Origin of the sequence: Elstera cyanobacteriorum, from assembly GCF_002251735.1 — a bacterium.
Classification (GTDB): domain Bacteria; phylum Pseudomonadota; class Alphaproteobacteria; order Elsterales; family Elsteraceae; genus Elstera; species Elstera cyanobacteriorum.
On record NZ_NOXS01000033.1, the window covers coordinates 462,718 to 482,424 of the forward strand.

At 64.1% G+C, this 19,707-nt stretch carries 21 protein-coding genes; 9 read left to right on the forward strand and 12 right to left on the reverse strand.

Annotated features, from left to right (window positions below; genetic code table 11):
- Nucleotides 1-25 precede the first annotated feature (25 nt).
- Genes thrC through CHR90_RS14460 form a run of 3 tightly spaced genes read left to right on the forward strand, consistent with a single transcriptional unit; the run spans nt 26 to nt 3,314 of the window.
- Nucleotides 26-1,432, forward strand: a complete 1,407-nt coding sequence (gene thrC / locus CHR90_RS14450) for a threonine synthase (protein WP_094409712.1) — start codon at nt 26-28, stop codon at nt 1,430-1,432.
- A complete protein-coding gene (locus CHR90_RS14455; RefSeq protein ID WP_094409713.1) occupies nt 1,432-2,697 on the forward strand; it encodes a M16 family metallopeptidase in 1,266 nt (421 codons plus the stop codon). Before thrC ends, CHR90_RS14455 begins: the two co-directional genes overlap by 1 nt.
- A gap of 17 nt (nt 2,698-2,714) precedes the next feature.
- Complete coding sequence (locus tag CHR90_RS14460; protein WP_094409714.1) at nt 2,715-3,314, forward strand: GNAT family N-acetyltransferase; 600 nt, start codon at nt 2,715-2,717, stop codon at nt 3,312-3,314.
- On the opposite strand, the gene CHR90_RS14465 is transcribed toward CHR90_RS14460, so the two are convergent.
- The 4 genes from CHR90_RS14465 to CHR90_RS14480 form a co-directional block, all read right to left on the reverse strand.
- Nucleotides 3,311-3,562 (reverse strand): DUF1272 domain-containing protein, encoded by a 252-nt coding sequence (locus CHR90_RS14465; RefSeq protein ID WP_094409715.1) that lies wholly within the window; start codon nt 3,560-3,562, stop codon nt 3,311-3,313. The two genes, CHR90_RS14460 and CHR90_RS14465, sit on opposite strands and share 4 nt — an antisense overlap.
- A gap of 89 nt (nt 3,563-3,651) precedes the next feature.
- Nucleotides 3,652-4,299, reverse strand: a complete 648-nt coding sequence (locus CHR90_RS14470) for a LysE family transporter (RefSeq protein ID WP_094409716.1) — start codon at nt 4,297-4,299, stop codon at nt 3,652-3,654.
- A gap of 61 nt (nt 4,300-4,360) precedes the next feature.
- On the reverse strand, nt 4,361-5,134 hold the full coding sequence (locus tag CHR90_RS14475) for a helix-turn-helix transcriptional regulator (protein ID WP_094409717.1): 774 nt from the start codon (nt 5,132-5,134) through the stop codon (nt 4,361-4,363).
- Nucleotides 5,135-5,136: 2 nt separating this feature from the next.
- Nucleotides 5,137-6,129: a 2-hydroxyacid dehydrogenase gene (locus CHR90_RS14480; protein ID WP_094409718.1), complete on the reverse strand. Its 993-nt coding sequence runs from the start codon at nt 6,127-6,129 to the stop codon at nt 5,137-5,139.
- A 113-nt stretch (nt 6,130-6,242) separates the two neighbouring features.
- Between CHR90_RS14480 and CHR90_RS14485 the strand changes: the two genes are divergently transcribed.
- Nucleotides 6,243-6,752: an SH3 domain-containing protein gene (locus CHR90_RS14485; RefSeq protein WP_229671491.1), complete on the forward strand. Its 510-nt coding sequence runs from the start codon at nt 6,243-6,245 to the stop codon at nt 6,750-6,752.
- Here CHR90_RS14485 and CHR90_RS14490 read toward each other — a convergent pair.
- The 4 genes from CHR90_RS14490 to CHR90_RS14505 are packed head-to-tail and all read right to left on the reverse strand — an operon-like array spanning nt 6,749 to nt 9,824.
- Nucleotides 6,749-7,402 (reverse strand): class I SAM-dependent methyltransferase, encoded by a 654-nt coding sequence (locus CHR90_RS14490; protein ID WP_094409719.1) that lies wholly within the window; start codon nt 7,400-7,402, stop codon nt 6,749-6,751. The two genes, CHR90_RS14485 and CHR90_RS14490, sit on opposite strands and share 4 nt — an antisense overlap.
- Nucleotides 7,395-8,309 carry a 4-hydroxybenzoate octaprenyltransferase gene (ubiA, locus tag CHR90_RS14495; RefSeq protein ID WP_094409720.1) on the reverse strand — a complete coding sequence of 305 codons (915 nt, stop codon included), beginning with the start codon at nt 8,307-8,309 and terminating at the stop codon, nt 7,395-7,397. The genes CHR90_RS14490 and ubiA overlap by 8 nt, the downstream gene beginning before the upstream one ends.
- 15 nt (nt 8,310-8,324) lie before the next feature.
- A complete protein-coding gene (locus CHR90_RS14500) occupies nt 8,325-9,419 on the reverse strand; it encodes a PA0069 family radical SAM protein (protein ID WP_094409721.1) in 1,095 nt (364 codons plus the stop codon).
- A gap of 42 nt (nt 9,420-9,461) precedes the next feature.
- Complete coding sequence (locus tag CHR90_RS14505; protein ID WP_094409722.1) at nt 9,462-9,824, reverse strand: DUF805 domain-containing protein; 363 nt, start codon at nt 9,822-9,824, stop codon at nt 9,462-9,464.
- Between the two features lie 253 nt (nt 9,825-10,077).
- On the opposite strand from CHR90_RS14505, the gene CHR90_RS14510 reads away from it, so the two are divergent.
- Entirely contained in the window at nt 10,078-10,878 is an 801-nt protein-coding gene (locus tag CHR90_RS14510; protein ID WP_094409723.1) for a DUF4394 domain-containing protein, read from the forward strand.
- A gap of 45 nt (nt 10,879-10,923) precedes the next feature.
- On the opposite strand, the gene CHR90_RS14515 is transcribed toward CHR90_RS14510, so the two are convergent.
- Nucleotides 10,924-11,685, reverse strand: a complete 762-nt coding sequence (locus tag CHR90_RS14515) for an SDR family NAD(P)-dependent oxidoreductase (protein WP_094409724.1) — start codon at nt 11,683-11,685, stop codon at nt 10,924-10,926.
- Between the two features lie 63 nt (nt 11,686-11,748).
- Nucleotides 11,749-12,351: a TetR/AcrR family transcriptional regulator gene (locus tag CHR90_RS14520; protein WP_094409725.1), complete on the reverse strand. Its 603-nt coding sequence runs from the start codon at nt 12,349-12,351 to the stop codon at nt 11,749-11,751.
- A 77-nt stretch (nt 12,352-12,428) separates the two neighbouring features.
- Between CHR90_RS14520 and CHR90_RS14525 the strand changes: the two genes are divergently transcribed.
- Nucleotides 12,429-12,863 carry a VOC family protein gene (locus CHR90_RS14525; RefSeq protein ID WP_094409726.1) on the forward strand — a complete coding sequence of 145 codons (435 nt, stop codon included), beginning with the start codon at nt 12,429-12,431 and terminating at the stop codon, nt 12,861-12,863.
- Here CHR90_RS14525 and CHR90_RS14530 read toward each other — a convergent pair.
- Both CHR90_RS14530 and CHR90_RS14535 read right to left on the reverse strand, forming a co-directional pair.
- A complete protein-coding gene (locus CHR90_RS14530) occupies nt 12,860-14,551 on the reverse strand; it encodes a methyl-accepting chemotaxis protein (RefSeq protein ID WP_094409727.1) in 1,692 nt (563 codons plus the stop codon). The genes CHR90_RS14525 and CHR90_RS14530 overlap by 4 nt on opposite strands.
- Nucleotides 14,552-14,661: 110 nt before the next feature.
- Complete coding sequence (locus CHR90_RS14535; protein WP_094409728.1) at nt 14,662-16,467, reverse strand: potassium/proton antiporter; 1,806 nt, start codon at nt 16,465-16,467, stop codon at nt 14,662-14,664.
- A 125-nt stretch (nt 16,468-16,592) separates the two neighbouring features.
- On the opposite strand from CHR90_RS14535, the gene CHR90_RS14540 reads away from it, so the two are divergent.
- The 3 genes from CHR90_RS14540 to CHR90_RS14550 all read left to right on the forward strand — a co-directional run bounded on the left by CHR90_RS14540 (nt 16,593) and on the right by CHR90_RS14550 (nt 19,681).
- Entirely contained in the window at nt 16,593-17,438 is an 846-nt protein-coding gene (locus tag CHR90_RS14540; protein WP_094409729.1) for a 16S rRNA (uracil(1498)-N(3))-methyltransferase, read from the forward strand.
- 48 nt (nt 17,439-17,486) lie between these two features.
- On the forward strand, nt 17,487-18,854 hold the full coding sequence (locus CHR90_RS14545) for a glutamate--cysteine ligase (RefSeq protein ID WP_094409730.1): 1,368 nt from the start codon (nt 17,487-17,489) through the stop codon (nt 18,852-18,854).
- 101 nt (nt 18,855-18,955) lie between these two features.
- Nucleotides 18,956-19,681 (forward strand): substrate-binding periplasmic protein, encoded by a 726-nt coding sequence (locus CHR90_RS14550; RefSeq protein ID WP_094409731.1) that lies wholly within the window; start codon nt 18,956-18,958, stop codon nt 19,679-19,681.
- Nucleotides 19,682-19,707: the final 26 nt, after the last annotated feature.

Sequence of the window (19,707 nt, forward strand, 5' to 3'; positions counted from 1 at the left end):
TTCTTGCGGTAAGGACTGGACAGCTTTGCGTTACGTTAGCACGCGCGGTGCCGCGCCCGATCTGGCCTTCGACGATCTGCTGTTGACCGGCCTGGCCCGCGATGGCGGCCTGTATGTTCCAGCGGAATGGCCCAGCTTCACCCTGGCCGATTGGCGGGCGCTGCGGGGGCTGTCCTACGCCGATCTCGCGACGCGATTGCTGGCGCCCTACGTCTGCACGACGATTTCGGAAGACGATCTGTCGGCCATCGTTCATCAGACCTACGCTGGTTTCCGCCATCCGGCCGTCGCCCCGCTGAAGCAGCTCGACACTAATTCCTATATGATGGAGCTGTTCCACGGCCCGACCATCGCGTTTAAGGATTACGCGCTGCAACTGCTGGGGCGACTGTTCGATAACGTGCTGGCGCGCCAGGGCAAGCGCGTAACGATCCTGGGCGCGACCTCTGGCGATACCGGTTCGGCAGCGATTGAAGCCTGCCGCGACCGCGATGCGGTGGATGTCTTCATCCTCTACCCGCATGGCCGCGTGTCGGACGTGCAGCGGCGGCAGATGACGACGGTTGCGGCCAAGAATGTGCGCGCGATTGCCGTCGAAGGCACCTTCGACGATTGCCAAGACATTGTGAAGGCGCTGTTCGCGGATTTGCAGTTCCGCGACGCAGCGCAGCTTTCGGCCGCCAATTCGATCAATTGGGCGCGCATCGTTGCCCAGATCGTCTATTACGTTTACGCCGCCTTGCAGTTGGGGGCGCCCGACCGGCACGTGAATTTCGCCGTTCCGACCGGGAACTTCGGCAATGTCTTCGCCGCCTATTGTGCGAAGCGGATGGGCCTGCCCATCGACCGGCTGGTGATCGGCACGAACCGCAACGATATTCTCACGCGCTTCTTTACCGAAGGCGATATGTCGATCCACGGGGTCGAACCCTCGCTGTCGCCGTCGATGGATATTCAGGTGTCGAGCAACTTCGAACGGCTGCTGTTCGATCTGCTGGAACGCGACGGGCCGGAAGTGGCGAAACGCATCGCCGAATTCCGCGAAACCGGCAAGCTGACCTTGGAAAAAGACCGGCTGAAGCGCGCCCAGCAGCTTTTCGCAGCCACCCGTCTGTCGGACGAAGAAACGCTGGAAACCATCCGCCGCGTTTACGAGACGACCGGCGAAGTGCTGGATCCCCATTCGGCGATTGCCGTTGGCAGCATGCAGCAGTTGCAGGGTAAGGACCGCGACCCGATGGTGGCGCTGGCCTGCGCCCATCCGGCGAAATTCCCGGCGGCAGTTAAAAAGGCCCTGGGTTTCGAAGCGCCGCTGCCGCCGCATCTGGCGCATCTGATGACGGCCCAGGAACGCTTTACCGTTCTGCCCGCCAAACCGGAAGCCATCCGCGATTTTGTGTCTGCCGAACTGCGCCTGGGGGCCTTCGCTTAATGCTGGTTGCATCGACCCTGCGTAATGGGCTGACCGTTCTGACCGATTATATGCCGGCGGCGGAAACCGTCTCGCTGGGGGTTTGGGTCGGGGTGGGCACGCGCGACGAGGCGGCGGAGCAGAACGGCATCGCCCATGTGCTCGAACATATGGCCTTCAAGGGCACGAAAAGCCTGTCGGCGCGGGAGATTGCCGAGAAGATCGAGGATGTGGGCGGGCATTTGAACGCCTATACCACCCGCGAACATACCGCCTATTACGCTAAGGTTTTGGCCGACGATACGCCGCTGGCCGTTTCGCTCTTGGCCGATATTCTGCTGAACTCCACCTTCGATCCCGAAGAATTGGCGCGCGAACGGGCGGTGATCCTGCAGGAAATCGGTCAGGCGATGGATACGCCGGACGATATTATCTTCGATCAGTTCCAGGAAATGGCCTACCCGGATCAGCCCTTGGGCCGCCCGGTGCTGGGGCGGGCGGAGATTGTGGAAAGCGTGACGCGCGCCCAGCTTTCTGCCTATCTGGCCCGGCATTATCACCCGAAGAATATGATCGTCGCGGCGGCAGGGCGCATCGACCACGCCGCTTTCGAATCCCTGGTCGCGGCGGCCTTCGGCGGGATGACCGGCGTGGGCGAGGCCCCCAATCTCGACGTGGCGCGCTATGTCGGCGGGCGGCAGGTGGAGGTGCGCGACCTCGAACAAAGCCATTTGGTCGTCGGCTTCCCGACCGTCAGCGCCAATGACCCGGATTACTACGCCCTGTCGGTTTACTCGACCATTCTGGGCGGCGGCATGTCGTCCCGGCTGTTCCAAGAAGTGCGGGAAAAGCGCGGGCTGGTCTATTCGGTCTATAGTTTCGCCTCCACCTACCGCGATACCGGCGTCATGGGTATTTACGCCGGGACGGGGCCGGAGGAGTTGGGCAAGCTGATCCCCGTGATTGCCGACGAGTTGCTGCGCTTGCCGGACACGGTGACCGAGGCCGAATTGGCCCGCGCGCGGGCGCAGTTGCGCGCGGGCACGCTGATGGCGCGGGAAAGCACCTCCGCCCGTGTCGAATCGCTGGCGCAGAATTTCCTGACCTATGGCCGTCCGGTCGAGGCGGCGGAAATGCTGGCGCGGCTCGACGCCGTGACGCTTGACGATATGCGCCGCCTGGGCGCCAGCTTCATCGGGGCGGCGCCGACCGTGGCGCTCTTAGGGCCAGAAGCGCCGCTCGACCCGATGGCAGCCTTCACCGCCCGGCTGGCGCGGGCGGCTTAACCAGGGTTGGATCGGGGATGAGTCTTTTTGGTCTCGGGTTCCCCGACCTCCAGAAGCGCGGCCAGCGGGTGATGATCCGCCCGCCGCGCCTTACGGATTTCGCCCGCTGGGCCGAATTGCGCGCGGCCTCCCGCAGTTTTCTAGAGCCGTGGGAGCCGACCTGGGGCGACGACGCCCTGTCGAAAAAACGCTTCCGCGCCCGGCTGACCGAATTGGGGCAGGCGTGGCGGGACGACCGCGCCTATGCTTTTTCGATCTTCGCCCTTGCCGATCACGGCCCAGGGGCGGAAGGGCCGATGGTCGGCGGCATCACCCTGTCCGGCGTGCGGCGCGGCGTCGCGCAAATGGCCTCGGTCGGTTATTGGACCGGCGAGCCGTTTATCCGGCGCGGCTATATGCGGGAGGCGCTGCGCCTCGCCCTCGATTTCGCTGGGAAAGACATTGAGTTGCACCGGGTCGAAGCCGCCTGCCTGCCGCGCAATCTGCCCAGCCGAAACCTGCTGCTGACCTCCGGCTTCACCGAAGAAGGCTTCGCCAAACAGTACCTAAAGATCAACGGCGTGTGGGAAGACCATTGTCTGTTTGGTCGGGTGGTCGGGGAGCCGGATATCCCCTAACCGGCCCGCTGCCCGCAGGGGGCGGCACGCAGCACCCGCACAGTCGAGGCCGGATGCTTCAGCAGTTTTTCCGCTGGGCGGATCGGGCGCACGACCAGATTGCCGCCGCAATTCGGGCAGAGGCCGCGAAACACTCCGTCGGCACACTCCGCACAAAAGGTGCATTCATAGGTACAGATGCGGGCCTCGGCGCTGTTGGGCGGCAGGTCGCGGTCGCAGCATTCACAGTTGGGGCGCAGGGCAAGCATGGGGCGATCTCCTGAAAGGGGCAGCCCCAGTCTCGAGTGTTGGCGCGCGTGGGCCAAGGACAAGCCAGCTGCAGTTTCCGCCAGCAGGCTTAACTGAACAGGCGATTCCCCCAATCCCACAGCACCAGCCCGCCCGCCGCCAGTAGGAAGAGCCCGCAGGCGCCTGTCATGGCGCGCTGGGCGCTGGGGCTAAAATTGCGGTGGGCGAGGGCGATGATCCCGGCGCAGAGGAAGCACCACAGCACCGAGGCCGCCATAAACCCGGCAAAGAACCAGCCGAGATCGCGGTCGGTTGGCGCGTCAAGGCCAAGGCTGGGCAGCACGCCGACCAGCGCAACCCAGGTGCCGATGTTCTGCGGATTGCCGAGCGACAGGCCCGCGCCCGCCATCAGCGCCCCTTTCGTCTGCCCGATGGTCGGGCGTGGGGGACTCTCCGGCGTCTTCAGCGCGTCGCGCAGACCCTGCACGCCCATCTGAACCAACAAAGCCCCGCCTGCGAGTGACAGTAGGCTCATCAGCAAGGGAGTGTCGATCAACAGGCTGGCGCCGAGCAGCCCGAGGATGGCCCAGGTGGCATCGCCGACCAGCGAGCCGATTTGCACGGCGAAGGCCGGGCCGAAGCCGCCGGTCAGCCCGCGCCGCAGGCTTTCCGCCCAAACCGGGCCGGGCGCGGCGTTGAACGACAGGCCGAACAAAAAGGCGGCGCCGAGCGTCGAGAGAATTGCGGTATCGATCATAAGGCCCCTCGCACAGAAAGCCCCGATATAGGGCAGGCGATGGGGCGGGTCTTGAACGGAATTAGCCGATCAGCGCTTTGCGATAGGCCCCAGGCGGCACGCCAACGGCGCGGCGGAAGGCGCGGGTGAAATGGGCTTGGTCGGCAAACCCCAGAGCGAGGGCGAGGGAGGCAATCGGCTCCGGCCCCCGCAAGCGGTGCCGCGCTTCGATCAGCCGTTGATCAAGCGCCCAGGCCAGCGGCGGCAGGCCGGTTTCCCGCCGAAATGCCCGGACAAGCCCGGTCGGGCTAAGGCCCGCCAGGTCGGCCAGCGCCTCTAGGCTGGGGGGCGGTTGCTCGAAGGCGCGCAGCCGGGCTTTCACACGTTCAAGATGCGGGGCGCGGCGGCTTGGGGGCGCGGCGCCAACCTCCAGCAGCGGGGTTAGGGCATCGAGCAGCAGTAGCGCCGCCTCCGTTACGTCCGCCTCCCTGCGCGCGTGGGCCAGACGGATGAACGCGGGTAGGGTCTGCGGATGGGCCGCGACCGGCACGGCCCCGCGCAGGGGGGCGTGCAAGGCGCCCTCCAGCCAGGGTAGCGGCGCGTAGAGGGTGACGAACTCCCACGGCTGCTGGCCGATAGCCTGGGAGGCCTGGACCTGCCCCGGCATATACAGCGTCACATCCCCCGGCCCCGCTTCAAACCGCCGCCCATCCAGCCATAGGCTTTCCCCGCCCGACAGGTTGGCAGAAATCACCATCGCGTCATGGGTATGCTTGCCGAAGGCGGCGGGCGCCGCGCTGCCGGTATGCCAAACCTCCAGCGCCCCGGCGCGGATCAGGCGGGGGGCGGTCGGCATGGTTACAGCAGGCCTTCCAGCACCCGATCCGGCGGGCGATGGCCATCGACGAAGGTCTTGATGTTGATGATGACGCGCTCGCCCATATCGATGCGGCCTTCCAGCGTGGCGGAGGCCATATGCGGCATCAGCACGGCGGTTTTGGCGCGCAGCAGCTTGGGGTTGATGTTCGGTTCGCGCTCATACACATCCAGCCCCGCGCCGCCGATATCGCCCGCCAGCAGCAAATCGGCCAGGGTCTTTTCGTCGATCAACTCGCCGCGCGCGGTATTGATGACGATGGCATGCTTCTGGATCAGCTTCAGCCGCCGCGCCGACAGGATGTGGTAGGTGGCGGGCGTGTGCGGGCAGTTGACCGACACAATGTCCATCCGCGCCAGCATTTGGTCGAGGCTCTCCCAATAGGTAGCCTCCAACTCGTTTTCGAGGTCGGCGTCCACCCGGTGGCGGTTGTGGTAATGGACGGAGAGGCCGAAACCGCGCGCGCGCTTGGCCAGCGCCGTACCAATCCGGCCCATGCCGATAATGCCCAGGCGCTTGCCATGAATGCGCCGCCCCAGCATCCAATTGGGCGACCAGCCGTGCCATTCGCCGTCACGCAGCACCCGCTCGCCTTCGGTGATGCGGCGATAGACCGCGAGGATCAGCGCCATCGCCATATCGGCAGTGTCTTCGGCCAGAACGCCGGGGGTATTGGTAACGGTAATGCCTTTTTCTTTGGCAGCCTTAAGGTCGATATGATCGACCCCGGCGCCGAAGCTGGCGATCAGCTTTAGGTTTTCCCCGGCTTCGGCCAGCAGGGCTTCGTCGATCCGGTCGGTAACGGTCGGCACCAGCACATCGGCGGTTCGCACCGCTTCGGTCAATTGTTCGACCGTCAGCGGATGATCATCCAGGTTGAGGCGCGTATCGAACAGCTCCATCATCCGGGTCTCGATCACGTCGGGCAGCTTGCGCGTGACGACAACAATGGGTTTCTTACGGGTTGTCGGCATGCGGGCTTCCCTCCCTCGCGCGGATCAACAAACTTTGGGCAGGGCGATAAAAGGCCCAAGAGTCACAGAGGTCAATCTTGAAATCGCGACGCTCCGCTGCCAAAGGTTCTGCCATGAAAAAGTTTTTTGCGGCAATGCGATATGGGGCGGCGGGCGCGGCGATGCTGATTGCTTCGGCGGGCGCGCTCGGGCAGGGGACCGATACCTCGCTGCCGATCCCGCGTTTCGTCTCCCTGCGGTCGGACGAAGTGAACCTGCGGACGGGGCCGGGGCAGCAATATCCTATCGATTGGGTGCTAACGCGCGGCGGTATGCCGGTCGAAATCATCCAAGAATATGAAACCTGGCGCAAAATCCGCGCGGTCGATGGCACCGAAGGCTGGGTGCATCAGCGCATGGTTTCGGGTAAGCGCGCCGCCATCGTCATCGGCACTGAACCGCAGATTCTGCGCCGCCGCCCGGAACCCGGCGCCCCGCCGGTCGCACGGTTGGAGCCGGGGGTGGTCGGCGACCTTAAGGAATGCAAGGGCGATTGGTGCCGCCTCGAGACGCCGAAAGTCCGCGGCTGGCTGACCCGCGCGCAAATCTGGGGCGTCTACCCGCGCGAGACGGTGGAGAATTAGCCCCCCAGTGCGTAGATCACCGTCTCGCGGGCTTCCCGATCCTCAAGGTCTAGGGTCGTTGGGATCGTATAGCGGGCAAGTTCGGTTAGGCCGGTCTTCGGCACATAGGCGCGGCCCGGATCGGCCAGCAGCACCGGCACGCCGCGTGCGGCGACTGTGCGGCCCCAGGCGATGGCTTTTTCCGCGAGCGGCTTTTCGTAGCACATATCGCCGACCAGCAGCACGTCGATCCCCTCCGGCGGCGGCGCGGCCAGCAGGTCGGCGCTAACGGCGCGCACACCGGTTAGGCCATTCGCTTCGGCATTCAGGGTGATCGTGGTGCAGGCGTAAAGATCGATGTCGGCGGCAATGACCGACACCGCCCCGGCCTTTGCCGCCGCGAGGGAGGTGATGCCGCCGCCCGCCCCCAGGTCCAGCACGCGCTTACCCGCCACGGTTTCCGGGTGGTCCAGCAGATAGCGCGCCAGCGCCTGTCCGCCCGGCCAGGCAAAAGCCCAATAGGGCGGCGGGACATTGCTTTGCTGAAGCTCGGCCTCCGTCGCCTGCCACAGCGGTAGGGCCTCATCGGCCAGATAGAGCCGCAGTTCCGGCACGGCGCTGGCGGATTTCAGCACCGTTTGGGCGCGGATGAAGGCGGCGGGATCAGCCAAGAAATATACTCCCCAACAGCAGCGGGATTAGCACCAGCCAGCCGATAAAGCGGTTGGCGCGGAACAGCAGCAGACATTGATCGGGATCGTCGATCCGCAGCCAGACCAATTGCCACCCAAAATGCGCCGCGATCAGCCCGGCAATCAGCACGGTCAGGCCGAGGCTCCCCCCGGCAGTCAGCACGGCGGCGGCGATCAGCAGAACGGTGCCGCCGTAGAAAAACACCAGCCAGCGCCCCGTCGCCGCCCCCAGGCGCAGGGCGGTGGATTTGACGCCGATGCGCGCGTCGTCGTCCTTATCTTGGTGGGCGTAGATCGTATCGTACCCCAGGGTCCAGAGAATGCCCGACCCATAGAGCAGCAGCGCGGGCAAATCGAGCGTGCCGCGCGCGGCGGTCCAACCCATGAGGGCGCCCCAATTGAAGGCAAGCCCGAGGACGATCTGCGGCCAATGGGTAATCCGCTTCATCAACGGATAGATCGCCACCAGCAGGGTCGAGGCAAGGCCGAGCGCGATGGCAGTGCGGTTCAAGGCGAGCAGCACGGCCAGCCCGATTAAGCCCTGCGCCGCCAAGAAAATTCCCGCCTGCACCATCGTCACTTGGCCGGAGGCGAGCGGGCGCAGCGCGGTGCGGGCAACCTGCCGGTCGAAGTCCCGGTCCATCATATCATTGATGGTGCAGCCCGCCCCGCGCATCGCCAGCGCGCCGAGGGCGAAGAGGAGGTAGAGGCCAATATCGTGGGATCCCGCCAGCGCCAGACCCCACCAGCAGGGGAACAGCAGCAGCCAGGTGCCGATCGGCCGGTCCAGCCGTGCCAATTTCGCATAGGGCCGCCAGCCCGGCGGCAGCAGGGCCAAGAGCCCTTGTTCCTGAATATCGCTGCGGGTCGCACTCATGGCGCGCATGATTGGCGCAGCCCTTCAGGAAAACAAGCTGAATTGATCCGCCGGCGCGGGCGGCACGGCAAAGCGCGTGCAATCGAGATCCCAGACGGGCGTATCGAGGCCGAGTTTCAGGCGCGCAAGGCGCAGGCGCTGGCCGATCATCTCCGCGACCGGGCCGGTCCCGCGAAACCGTTCGCCGGGTTTGGCTTTGTAGAGTTGCCCCTCGCAGCATTGGCGGATCAGCGACAGCACCCGGTCCGCCCGGTCGGGCCGATACTGCCGCAGCCAGGCCTCCATCAGCGGCGCTACTTCCATCGGCAGGCGGATCAAGATAGCGCTGGCCCACCGCGCCCCTGCTTCGGCCCCTGCTGCCAGAATAGCTTCAAGCTCCGCATCATTGAGGCCGGGGATCATGGGGGAGGCGAAGATTGCCACCGGCACCCCTGCCTCGGTCAGCAGGCGGATCGCCTCCAGGCGGCGGCTGGGGGTGGCGGCGCGCGGCTCCAACTCCCGTGCCAAGGTGCGGTCGAGGGTGGTGACGGAGATGGCCACCCGCACGAGGTTCTTGGCCGCCATCGGGGCGAGGATATCGAGGTCGCGGGTGATCAGCGCCGATTTGGTGGTGATGCCAACCGGGTGGTCGAACTCCGCCAGCACCTCCAGCACCTGCCGGGTCAAACCCAAGCCGCGTTCGATGGGCTGATATGGGTCGGTATTGGTGCCGAGCGCCAGCGGCGCCACCGTATAGCGTGGGCGGCGCAGGGCCTCGCGCAGCAGCCGGGGCGCATCGGGCTTGGCGATCAGTTTGGTTTCGAAATCCAGGCCCGGCGCCAGCCCCCAATAGGCGTGGGTCGGGCGGGCGAAACAATAGGCGCAGCCGTGCTCGCATCCCCGATAGACATTCAGCGACTGGCTGAACGGCAAATCGAGCGCCGTCTGCTGAACGATGATGCTCTTGCTGCGATCAAAGCTCACCTCGGTGCGCAGGGGCGGCACCTCCTCCGGCGTCCAACCATCGTCCAGCGCGACCCGGGCGAGTTTTTCATAGCGATTATCGGCAGAACCGATAGCGCCCCGGCCTTTGACGACCGGGGGCGGCAGAAAATCGGACGGGATTTCGGCAGCGCTCATGCTGCCGAGGATAGATGAAAAACTAGAACGAATAAAGAACGATTATGCGTGACCCGCCAGCGGACCTTCGCCGAAACGGTTCGGCCCGACCGTGCCCTTAGTGCAGCAAAAGACGATTAGCACAATCCAACCCAGGATCGGCACGAACGTCAGCAGCCACCACCAGCCCGTACGGTCGATATCGTGCAGGCGCCGGAACAGCACGGCGAGGCTGGGGAAAAACAGGGCAAGGCCGACAAAGCCGCTCAAAGCGCCATTCGCGCCGACTATATCATCCAGCACGCCGCCCAATATCTGCGTCAGGAAGGAAAAGAGCGTGAAATACCAATATTCCGAGCGCGCGGCGCGGCCTTTGAATTCGAAGAACTGACGAAAGCAGCTCGCGATTGCTTCGGGAAAATTCATAGTCCTCACGCTCCCGCACGGGTGGATGGCTCTAAAGGCTGACGGGAGAGCGGCAGGGTGTCAATCCTGGGGAAGCCCCCAGGTAGCGGCAATCAAATAGCGGGCATCACCGCCCCGAAAAGGGGCGCGCATCGATATTTTTTCTGCGGTCGATTTTCGCGAAAACGCTGCATCCGCCCGGCGCGCTCGCGCTTAAAGGGGGCGTGAGACGTCTCGGTTCTTTGCTCTTTTCCAGCTCTTAAGGATGCAGATAATGACCAAATTCGCGCGCATGGCGTTGGCGGGAACCGTGGTGCTTGCCGCCACGACGGCGGCCCAGGCCCAAAAGGTGCCTGCCCATTGGGTTGGGCTGCTGGACGGCAACCGCATCGTTCATATCGACGGTCGCACAGCAAAGGTTGCCAAGCCCGTTGCGCTGACGGGGATCGACGGCACGGTCGTCGGGATCGACGTGCGCCCGGCCAATGGCAAGCTCTACGCGCTGACCCTGTCGGGCGGGCTTTACACGGTCGATCCGAAGACCGGTACGGCCACGCGGGCGAGCCAGCTCGATAAGGCAGTCAATACCGGCCTTAACCCCGTCGTCGATTTCAACCCGGTCGCCGACCGGTTGCGCGTGCTGGGGATCGATGGCGCCAGCTATCGCATCAATGTCGATAGCGGGCAGGTCGCCGTCGATGGCTCGCTGAAATATGACGCGGGCGATGCCGCCGCCGGTAAAACGCCGATGGTCCAAGCGGGCGCCTACAGCAATTCCATCGCTGGGACCAAGGAAACCGGCCTCTATGATATCGATACCACCCTCGGGACGTTCCTGGTGCAGGCGCCGCCCAATGATGGCGTGCTGAAAACCCGCGGCAGCCTGGGGATTAAGGCCAGTGCGCCGCTGGCGTTTGACATCGTGACCGATGGCGCGGGCGGAAACCTTGGCTATCTGGTGGCCGGGAAAACGCTCTATACCGTCGATATCGCCAGCGGTAAGGCAACGAAGAAAGCCGATCTAGCGGGGCTGCGCGGCGCCCTGCGCGATCTTGCCGCGCTGCCGACGATGTAAACCGCCCTGCGACGGGGCGCGGCGTGCGCCCCGTCGCATCACTTGCTACTTCGCGTTCATGCGGATAGCGCCATCAAGCCGAATCGTCGAGCCGTTCAGCATGGTCTGACGGCAGATCGACAGAACCAGCGCTGCATAATCCTCCGGCGTCCCAAGACGCGAGGGGAAGGGGACGGAGGCGGCGAGACTCTCCTGCACCGCCTGCGGCATTGCGGCCAGCATTGGGGTGCCGAAGATACCCGGCGCAATCGTCATCACCCGCACCCCCTTCGGCGCAAATTCGCGCGCCAGCGGCAGCGTCATAGCGGCGACCCCACCCTTCGAGGCGGCATAGGCGGCCTGGCCGATCTGACCTTCGAAGGCGGCGACCGACGCGGTGGTGATGATCACGCCGCGCTCGTTATCGGCCAGCGGATCAAGGCTCAGCATGCCGGCGGCGGCCAGACGGACGGCGTTGAAGGTGCCGATCAGATTGACGGAAATCACCTTGCCGAAGGCATCGAGCGCCATCGGCCCCTCGCGCCCGACCGCGCGGGCCGCCGGGGCGATCCCGGCGCAGGCCACGAGAAGGCGGGCGACGCCGTGGGCATCGGCGGCTTTGGCGACGGCTGCTTCCAACCCGGCAGCATCGGTTACATCCGCAGGGCAGGCGAGGGCGCCCAGGGCGGCGGCGGCTTCGTCGAGCTTTGGGCCGGGTAGATCAATCAACGCGACCTTCGCCCCGGCGGCGATCAGCGCCTTGGCCGTGCCATAGCCCAACCCCGATGCGCCGCCCGTAACCAGCGCGGCCTGACCCTGAACGTCCATTGCTTCCCCCCTAAACCCGGTTGTTTTTCGCTCGCGCGACGATGGAGAAACTTTCCCTTAAGGTCAAGATAACCCGCGCGCTAACCCCTGAAGAAGGGCCTGAATGACCGCAAGATACTTCTCCTGCGCGTCTAGTTCAGCCTCGGCGGCTCGGTCGAATAATGCGTCCAATAGATCGGTCAGCACCGCCTCAGGCAGGGCGGGCAAAGCGCCTGCTGCCTGGGCTACCCGGACCCCGTCGGCAAGCGACGCGCGGGCGTAACGCGCATCCATCGCGCGGGCTTCGGCTTGGCCCAGCACCGCGGGGGCTTCGACCAGCAGCAGGCGCCGACGCCCGGGGGCATTCATTGCCGCAAGATAAGCGGCGCCGCCGTCGATCAGACTGGCAATCGCATCAACCGGGGCCACCGTGGCGTCGGCGATGGCGGCGGCCAAGGCGGCGTGTTCGGCCTCGATCACCGCCCGGAACAGATCGATCTTATCGGCAAAATGATGATAGAGCGCCCCGCGCGTCACCCCCGCAGCGGCCACGATGTCGGGCGTCCCGGTCGCGGCATAGCCGTGGTCGGCAAAAAGCGCGCGGGCGGCGGTCAGCAGCGCCGTTTGCGTCGCGGCCCGCCGGTCGGCCTGCGGTCGGGGGGAGCGTTTGCGTATTTTTTCTTGCATGCGTGCAGCCTGTATGTTTATAAAAAGATACAGACTGTTTGTATCATCCTGATAGGCTCGACACTAGGGAGAGACCGATGCGCTGCACGTCCTATTATCCGGTGCTGCTAACCGCCGATGTTGCGGAAACCGCAAGTTTCTATGAAACCCACTTCGGGTTTGCCCGTGCGTTCGACAGCGATTGGTATGTACACCTTGCGATGCCGGACGCGGCGGCGATCAATCTCGCCGTGCTCGACTATCGCCATGAAACGATTCCGGCACCGGGGCGAACCCCCAGTGCTGGGCTGATCTTAAACTTTGAAGTGGCCGATGTAGATGCGGAGCACGCCCGCCTTGTTGCAGCGGGCCTGCCCATGCTGCTCGACCTGCGCAGCGAAGCCTTCGGTCAGCGCCATTTCATCACGGCCGATCCCAACGGCGTGCTGATCGACGTGATTACGCCGATCCCGCCGAGCGCCGAGTTTGCCGCGCTGTATAGCCCGGACGCTCTGGCCGAAACCGCCCGTTAAGCCGAGCGGACGGTCTCGACGAAACGCTGCACTTCCGTCTTCAGCGTATCGGACTGGCGGGCCAACTCGCCCGCCGCTTTCAGCACATGGTTGGCCGATGTGCCCGTTTCGGCGGCGACCGCCGAGACGCTGGTGACGGCTTTCGAGGCTTCTTCCGTACCGCTGGCCGCCTGCTGCACATTGCGGCTTATCTCGCCGGTAGCGGCGCCCTGCTGCTCCATCGCGGCGGCAATCGTCGTGGTGATCTCGTTGATCTGATTGATCACCGTGCCGATGGCGCCGATTTCGGTGACGGTTTCGGAGGTGGCCATTTGAATCTGGCTCACCTGGGCCTGAATTTCCTGGGTTGCCTGGGCGGTCTGATTGGCCAGCGTCTTCACTTCCGCCGCGACCACCGCAAAACCTTTGCCCGCTTCCCCGGCGCGGGCGGCTTCGATAGTGGCATTCAGCGCCAGCAGATTGGTCTGGCTGGCGATGCTTTCGATGATCTGGACGATTTCGCCGATGCGCTGGGCGGCGTCGGCCAGCCCGCTGACCGAGCGGCTGGTCTTTTCCGCCTGGCTGACGGCGCGGCCCGCGATACCGGTCGATTGCTCAACCTGGCGCGAGATTTCGCGGATCGAGGCCGAGAGTTCTTCCGCCGCCGCCGCGACCGAATGAACATTGCTGGAGGTTTGTTCCACCGCCGCAACGGCGTTCTGCGTTTGATTATTGGTGCTATCGGCGGCGGCGCTCATCGCACGGGCGTCGGTGTTCAGATCGCGGGCCGCCATGCCGAGCGCTTCGACAACGGCGGAAACGCTCCGTTCGAACCGGCTGGCCAGATCGTGCATCGCGGCGCTCCGCTCGGCAGCGGCGCGGGCTTTGGCGGCGTCCTGTTCTTCGGTCAGGCGTTTGACTTCGAGGGCGTTATCCTTGAACACCTGCACGGCAGCGGCCATTTCGCCAACTTCGTCCTGACGGCCCGTCGTCGGGACGGCAACGGTCAGGTCGCCGCCTGCCAGCTTGTGCATCACTGCGGCAAGCCCCCGCAGCGGGCGTACCGACCCCATCGACCAGAAGGCAAGCCCGAGGCCGATGACGACGGCGCCGCCGGTGAAGAGCAGCGACAGAAGCTGGAAGCCCTTCGCCACATCGCGCGCTTCGGCGGCGATAACGTTATTTTCCTTTTCCTGGTAATCGATGAAAGCATTGATGCGCGCCAGCCATTCAACGAACAAAGGCCGGGCTTGTTCGACGGCCTGGGTCAGCGCCGCCGCATCGTTCTTACGCTTGGCGTCGATGGCTTTTTGGATCACGGGCGTGGTTTTTGCTTCCGTTTCCTTGATCGCCGCCAGCAATTGCCGCTCATTCGCGCCGATATGCTTGCTGGTATTGAAAATCTGATCCAGCGGCCCAGCGGAGTCGGCGTAGAATTTTGCCAGCCGGTCGGTATCGGCAATCACGGCAGTGGCATCGGCCATCAGCGCCAGATCGCGCACATTGATCGACCGATCATGCACACTGCCGCGGAAATTGATCGCGTAGCGCTGCTTGACGTTATTGACCTCGTTGATCGTCGTCAGCTTGGCATCGACCTTATTCACCTCGCGGATGCTGATAACCGTTAGGGCGATCATCAGAACCAGAATCGCGGCAAATCCCAGGGCCAGACGCGGCCCGATCCGAAGAGAGCTGAGGAAGGGCATCAAAGTCTCGCTGAAAGGAAAAAGAAAAGGTCAAAACACAAAACAGCTTACCACTGTTTAGGGTGGGCTTTTGGTGACAGCCTGTCCAGAGTGATTAATCGGCGTCCAGTTTAATGGGTTTGGTGTCGGAAACGGAAGCCCTCGCGCAGCCAGCGGCTTAGTTTTCCCCAACGCTCCATCCCTTCCGGCGGGCGTTCCGGCTCAAGGTCGATCCCGACTTCGTGAATGCGGTCGTCGTCGACAGTTTTGGCAATCAGATCAATCGGGCCGACGCGCACCCGGTCGCCCACGGCGGGCAGGGTCGCCAGCTTATCGCCCATGAAGCTGGCAATCGTCAGCCCGCCCGCGCCCTCGGGGATCGGCACGCCGTAGAGTTTGGCGAGATCGTCGAGCGTCCGTTGACCGTCGATAGTAAATTCGCCCAGCAGCGCATCGGGGTCGATCAGCCGCTGGGATTTCGGGCCGAACAGCCGGTCGAGATGGCCGACTAGTTCGGCATCGCCCCGGATCAGCAGATAATCGCCAGGAACCAGCGTGGCGGCGGCATTCGGCCCCAGCGCGAGGCCCTCGCGCAGCAGCATCAGCACGCGGGCATTGCCGGGCAGCGATAGCGCCCCGTCGGGCCGGGTCAGGATGAGACTATCCGCCGCCACGGCATAGCCTGCGACAGCATTATCGCCCTCCACTGTTCCCGGCAGGTCGATATTGAAGCGTGCCGGCGGTTGCGCTTCCGCAGGGACCGTCAGCCGCAGCAGCCGGGCCAGCGGCGCCAGCGTCCAGCCCTGGACCAGCAGCGACAGCACGACAACGACGAAGGCGACGGAGAAATAGGCCATTCCTCCCGGCGCCCCGGATAGCACGGGCACGATGGCCAGGAAGATCGGCACCGCGCCGCGCAGCCCGACCCAGGAAACGAAGATCACTTCGCGCCAGTTAAAGCGGAATGGCAGCAGGCAGAGCGCCGTTGCCAGCGGCCGGGCCACAAACATCAGCACCACGGCGACCCAGACGGCGGGGCCGAGATATTCGATGAGCGAGGAGGGGGTGACGAGCAGCCCCAGCATCAGAAACAGCGCGATCTGGGCGAGCCACGCGAAAGCATCGAGGAATTTTTCGATCCCGGCGTGTGCCTTGCTGCGCTGATGGCCGACCAACAGCCCAACGAGATAAATGGCGAGATAGCCGGAGGCATGGACGCTTTGCGCCGCCCCGAAGACCACCAAGGCGCCCGCTAGGGTGAAGATCGGGTAGAGGCCCGGTTCAATCTCGATCCGCCGCAAAATACCGCGCAGAGCAAAGCCGCCCGCCGCGCCAAAGGCCGCCCCGCCGACCATTTGCAGCAAAAAGAACGGCAGCGGTCCCATACTGACGGCGCCTGCGCCATTCGGGGCGAGGATGGTGACGAGCAGCAGGGTAAGGAAGATCGCCATCGGGTCATTCAGGCCCGACTCGACCTCCAGCGTCGCCCGCACGCGCTTGTGAATATCGACCTTATTTTGCCGCATCAGCCCAAAGACGGCGGCGGCGTCGGTGGAGGCGACGATAGACCCCATCAAGAGCGCCTGCACCCAATTGTGCGAAAACGGCCCAATCGCCCCGGCGACGATCCCGGCGGACAGCAGCACCCCAACCGTGGCCAGCGCAAAGGCGGGCAGCCCCGCCTGCCTAAACTGGCTCAGCGGCGTGCGCATACCGCCTTCGAACAGAATGATCGCCAGCGCGGCGCTGCCGATGGTATAGGCGGCCTGGAAGTCGGAAAACAGAATGCCGCCCGGGCCGTTTTCCCCGGCGAGCATGCCGAGCGCGAGAAAGACAACGAGCAGCGGCGCGCCGACGCGGGTGGAAACCATCCCCGCGAAGATGCTGAGCAGCAGCAATGTTCCTGTCAGCAGGATCAGCTGATTGCTGGCGTCCACCCGTGCCCCCTTCGCTTCTCGACTCGATGATTATCATTCACGGATTTGCAGCGAAGCGAAAGGCGGTAAACTCTGCCGCGTGCGCTGCACTGCATTGTTCTACACCAAGGGTTTGGGGCTTTATCATGTCATCCGACGAAGAAAGCGTCGCCGCGCGGCTTTTTGTCTCCGACCCGCTAACGGTCGGGGCCGAAATCACCTTCGACGCCGACCAGACCCATTATCTGCGCGCGGTGCTGCGCCTCGGCCCCGGCGACGCGCTGGCGCTGGTTAATGGCCGCGATGGCGAGGCGCGGGCCGTGATCCAGGCGTTAGAAAAGCGCTCGGGCCGCGCCCGTATCGCGGCGATCACCCGGCCCTTCGCGCCGGAACCCGATCTCTGGCTGCTGTTTGCGCCGATCAAGCGCGCGCGGCTCGATACGATCATCGAAAAAGCCACCGAACTGGGCGCCAGCCGCCTGCTGCCGACGGTGACCCGCCGCAGCAATATGGGCCGGGTCAGTCTGGAGCGGATGGCGGCGATTGCCCGCGAGGCCACCGAGCAGTGCGAACGCCTGACCCTGCCAGAGATTGAGGAGGCGGCACCGCTGGCCAAACGCCTCGCCGCCTGGCCCGACGACCGGCTGCTAATCGTGGCGGACGAAGGCGGGGAGGCGCCGGACGCCCTAACCGCCCTGGCACCCTTACCCGAGGGTCAGAAACTGGCGCTGCTCATCGGTCCTGAAGGCGGCTTTGATCCGGCGGAGCGGGACCAGTTGAAGGCGCTTGCAATCGCGCCGCTTCCTCGGCATGGTGGCGCGGAAGTTAACGCTGTTAGTCTGACCGCTGTAGAGCGTTTCGTTCTGCGGGTCAGCCTGGGGCCGCGCATTTTGCGGGCCGATACGGCGGCGGTCGCCCTGTTAGCGCTGGTGCAGGCGCAGGGCGGCGATTGGCGTAACCTGGGGCCGCGCGGCAGCGAACTGGCTTCTTAGAAAAAGGCGGCATCGGCCATAGGGCGGTGCGCAGAAACGAGGGGATCGATGGCGGGCACTCCTTCCGGCTTGGGCGAAATCATCACCGATAAGCGCCAATTGGTCGCCTATCTCGACAGCGGCTCGAAGCCCGCCGACCAATGGTCCATCGGCACCGAGCACGAGAAATTCGTTTTCCACCGCGACACATTCCGCGCCCCCGGCTATGACGGGCCGAGTGGTATTCGCGCGCTGCTGGAAAGCTTGGCGGCGGACTATGGCTGGACCCCCGTTTACGAAGGCGATCACCCGATTGCCCTAACGCGCGGTAAAGCCTCCGTCAGCCTGGAGCCGGGCGGGCAGTTTGAACTCTCCGGCGCGCCGCTCGCCGATCTGCATCAGACCGAAGCGGAACTGCTGGGCCATTTGCAGGAAGTGACGGCGGTGGGCGACAAGCTCGGCCTCGGCTTCCTCGGCGCGGGGTTCAATCCCCTGTGGGCGCGGGCGGATATTCCGTGGATGCCCAAGGGCCGCTACGCGATTATGAAATCCTATATGCCGAAGGTCGGCAGCCTTGGGCTTGATATGATGATCCGCACCTGCACGGTGCAGGTGAACCTCGATTACGGTTCCGAAGCCGATATGGTGAAGAAGTTCCGCGTGTCGCTGGCCTTGCAGCCGGTGGCGACGGCGCTTTTTGCCGCCTCGCCCTTCACGGAAGGCCGCCCGAACGGTTTCCAGAGCTTCCGCAGCCATATTTGGACCGATACCGACCCTGACCGCTGCGGTATTCTGCCGTTTGTATTCGAAGACGGCATGGGGTTCGAGCGCTACGTCGATTATATGCTCGATGTGCCGATGTATTTCGTCTACCGCGACGGCCAGTATATCGACGCCTCGGGCCAGAGTTTCCGCGATTTTATCGACGGCAAACTGCCCGCCTATCCGGGCCAGCGGGCGCATTTGGGCGATTTCATCGACCATCTCTCCACCGTCTTCCCAGAAGTGCGGCTGAAGAAATTCCTCGAAATGCGCGGCGCCGACGCTGGCCCGGCCAAGCGGATGTTAGGGCTGCCCGCGCTGTGGGTCGGTCTACTCTATGACACCACGGCGCTCGATGCTGCCTGGGATCTGGTCAAAGACTGGACGCCGGACGATCACGCCGCCCTGCGCACCACCGTCCCGGCGCGTGGCCTTGCGACGCCGTTCCAAGGGAAAACCGTCCGCGACCTCGCCCTAACCATGCTGACCATAGCCCGCGATGGCTTGCGCAACCGCCGCCGCTTCAACGCCAAGGGTGAGGACGAAACCTTCGCGCTCGATCCGCTGTTCGCCGTGGCAGGCAGTGGCCGGTCCTATGCTGATGATCTGCTGGATGCGTTCCACGGCCCCTGGCAGGGCGATGTGCGGAAGATTTACGCGGAAAGGGCATTTTAGCGTCAGGACATGATTTTAATGCGCGTAAAATAAGCCTAAATGACAACCTATTGGATGATCGGGTAAGCTGGACCGACAGAGATTCTTTGTCGGAGAGAGAAATGCCTAAAACGTCTGCTATTTGCCTAACGATCTTAGCGTGCTTAATCAGTGTTCCCACGATTGCAGCAAATATTGTTACACTTAACACTACGCCTTGGGCGATTGCGAAGGAGCAAGAAACCGGGGGGGTTATCGCCGACTTTGCGCGCGAGATTAGCCAACGCACTGGGATTGCTTTTTCTCCCCGTGGGCTTCCTGCGTCACGGCTCGTGCAGATGATCAATGAAGGGGAAGCGGATGTCGCGCTGCTGAATGCCGTAACCCCGATGGAAGCCGAAACGCTTGGCCCCGTTTTTGTGATCCCTGTCGTGGCGGTTGCACGCCCGGGCGTGACGCTGAAGCAGTATGAGGATCTTAAATCGTTGCGGCTGGGGGTGGTGACTGGACTGAACCTCGGCACCCCCATCGACACCGACACAAGCTTAAACAAATCAGCCGAACCGAATTATGATCAGATTATCCGCAAGATGGAGGCCGGGCGGCTCGACGTCACCTATGGTGTGGCGGTTTCGGTGCGCGCGAGTGCGGGCAGTATCGGCTTGGCTCACGTTCTGGGCGATGCGATCCCCCTTCAGACCGTTACAATTGCCCTGCGCGCCGGTCTGAAAAGTACCTCTGCCGATCAGCGGGCAGCCCTTGGCAAGGCGCTAACGGCCATGCGGGACGATGGGACAATCGACCAGCTTCGGAATAAATATTTCAATGCCGATTGGAGTTTAAAATAACGCCATCGTCTGACCCGCGAGGGTAG

Coding starts and splice junctions, on each gene's coding strand:
- CHR90_RS14510 (WP_094409723.1), top strand. CDS start 10,078: ATGACCAAATTCGCGCGCATGGCGTTGGCGGGAACCGTGGTGCTTGCC.
- CHR90_RS14455 (WP_094409713.1), top strand. CDS start 1,432: ATGCTGGTTGCATCGACCCTGCGTAATGGGCTGACCGTTCTGACCGAT.
- CHR90_RS14505 (WP_094409722.1), bottom strand. CDS start 9,824: ATGAATTTTCCCGAAGCAATCGCGAGCTGCTTTCGTCAGTTCTTCGAA.
- CHR90_RS14540 (WP_094409729.1), top strand. CDS start 16,593: ATGTCATCCGACGAAGAAAGCGTCGCCGCGCGGCTTTTTGTCTCCGAC.
- CHR90_RS14545 (WP_094409730.1), top strand. CDS start 17,487: ATGGCGGGCACTCCTTCCGGCTTGGGCGAAATCATCACCGATAAGCGC.
- CHR90_RS14480 (WP_094409718.1), bottom strand. CDS start 6,129: ATGCCGACAACCCGTAAGAAACCCATTGTTGTCGTCACGCGCAAGCTG.
- ubiA (WP_094409720.1), bottom strand. CDS start 8,309: ATGCGCGCCATGAGTGCGACCCGCAGCGATATTCAGGAACAAGGGCTC.
- CHR90_RS14475 (WP_094409717.1), bottom strand. CDS start 5,134: ATGCCGACCGCCCCCCGCCTGATCCGCGCCGGGGCGCTGGAGGTTTGG.
- CHR90_RS14520 (WP_094409725.1), bottom strand. CDS start 12,351: ATGCAAGAAAAAATACGCAAACGCTCCCCCCGACCGCAGGCCGACCGG.
- CHR90_RS14515 (WP_094409724.1), bottom strand. CDS start 11,685: ATGGACGTTCAGGGTCAGGCCGCGCTGGTTACGGGCGGCGCATCGGGG.
- CHR90_RS14525 (WP_094409726.1), top strand. CDS start 12,429: ATGCGCTGCACGTCCTATTATCCGGTGCTGCTAACCGCCGATGTTGCG.
- CHR90_RS14530 (WP_094409727.1), bottom strand. CDS start 14,551: ATGCCCTTCCTCAGCTCTCTTCGGATCGGGCCGCGTCTGGCCCTGGGA.
- CHR90_RS14485 (WP_229671491.1), top strand. CDS start 6,243: ATGAAAAAGTTTTTTGCGGCAATGCGATATGGGGCGGCGGGCGCGGCG.
- CHR90_RS14500 (WP_094409721.1), bottom strand. CDS start 9,419: ATGAGCGCTGCCGAAATCCCGTCCGATTTTCTGCCGCCCCCGGTCGTC.
- CHR90_RS14465 (WP_094409715.1), bottom strand. CDS start 3,562: ATGCTTGCCCTGCGCCCCAACTGTGAATGCTGCGACCGCGACCTGCCG.
- CHR90_RS14460 (WP_094409714.1), top strand. CDS start 2,715: ATGAGTCTTTTTGGTCTCGGGTTCCCCGACCTCCAGAAGCGCGGCCAG.
- CHR90_RS14470 (WP_094409716.1), bottom strand. CDS start 4,299: ATGATCGATACCGCAATTCTCTCGACGCTCGGCGCCGCCTTTTTGTTC.
- CHR90_RS14550 (WP_094409731.1), top strand. CDS start 18,956: ATGCCTAAAACGTCTGCTATTTGCCTAACGATCTTAGCGTGCTTAATC.